The organism is Streptomyces sp. NPDC096310 (assembly GCF_044763125.1).
Classification (GTDB): Bacteria; Actinomycetota; Actinomycetes; order Streptomycetales; family Streptomycetaceae; genus Streptomyces.
Window position 1 is genome coordinate 1 of record NZ_JBIWFO010000070.1, and the last position, 1031, is coordinate 1031.

Here is a 1031-nt window from a genome sequence, read left to right on the forward strand (position 1 = left end):
GTGACGTTCGTCGCGGTGAACGCGAGCGCCACCAGCGCGACCGCCACCAGGACCCCGGTCAGACCGGATTGCAGCCGGTTCAGCGCCGCGATCTGCGCGGCGGCCGGCGAAACCCTGGCCCTCATCCCGCACCCCCGGCATGGTCGGGGTGCGAGCCGTAGCCGACCAGCCGCACCCGGGCGCCCGCATACTCGGTCAGCACGCTCAGGACCCGGGTCCGACCGCCGCTCTGCACGGCGTAGGCCACCGCGCCCGGGTCGATGCCCAGGGCGGCGCGCCACGTCTCGAACGCGGTGAGGTCGTCGTGGAACGAGAGGGTGAGCCGGTCGGGGTAGACGGTGGACACGTCCACGCTCGGCGCGGGCAACGTGGGGAAGTCCACCGACAGCAGCCGCAGCACGGCCAGCGGAGCGGCGATGTCGTTCAGTGTCTGCGCACTCATGCCGCTTCCCCCGCCGGCTTGTTGGCCAGCACGCGGCGCGCGGCCAGCACCCGCCGGTCGGCCCGGCGCACCCGCCGGACGTCCAGCTCGGAGACGGGCCGGTCCAGCGTCGCGATCTGCGCGTCCAGCAACTCCACCTCGGCCGTGATGACGGGCATCTCCAGCTCGATCGCGTCCAGCTCCGCGCCGGTCGGCTCAAGCCACGACGCGAACGCCGTAACGGCGTCCTGAACAGTAACGATGTGCTCCATGAGTCGTGCACTCCCTAGCAGGTGGAACGGCTCGAAGAACGGCCCCCGGGGCGCAATCCCGGAGGCCGTTCGCCGTTCATGGATGGAGTGCCCCGAGCCGGAGTCGAACCGGTCCTTGCGACCATCGGGGCGGACGTGCGGCCGGTCAGCGCTGGTGGCTGTCCGGGGTCTTGCACACGAGCTTCTGCGCGCCGGAGGGCCACCGGTCACCGGATGCGTCCGGTACCCATGGGCCCTTGTCGTCGCCGCACAGCCAGCACTCAGGAAACTCCGGCTCACCCGCGTTGAACGCGGCGATCAGGGCCGACTCCAGCGGATCGGGGCGAGGCTTCATCGGC

The 1031-nt window shown here is 71.6% G+C and carries 3 protein-coding genes; all 3 read right to left on the bottom strand.

What is annotated here, in order from left to right; all coding sequences use genetic code 11:
- Positions 1-121: 121 nt before the first annotated feature.
- On the bottom strand, positions 122-442 hold the full coding sequence (locus ACIQ7D_RS37525) for a hypothetical protein (RefSeq protein ID WP_403945781.1): 321 nt from the start codon (positions 440-442) through the stop codon (positions 122-124).
- The gene (locus ACIQ7D_RS37530) at positions 439-693 is read right to left on the bottom strand and encodes a DUF6284 family protein (protein WP_403945783.1); all 255 of its coding nucleotides are present in this window, start codon (positions 691-693) and stop codon (positions 439-441) included. The genes ACIQ7D_RS37525 and ACIQ7D_RS37530 overlap by 4 nt, the downstream gene beginning before the upstream one ends.
- Before the next feature lie 145 nt (positions 694-838).
- On the bottom strand, positions 839-1031 hold a 193-nt coding region (locus ACIQ7D_RS37535), incomplete at its 5' end, for a hypothetical protein (RefSeq protein WP_403945785.1).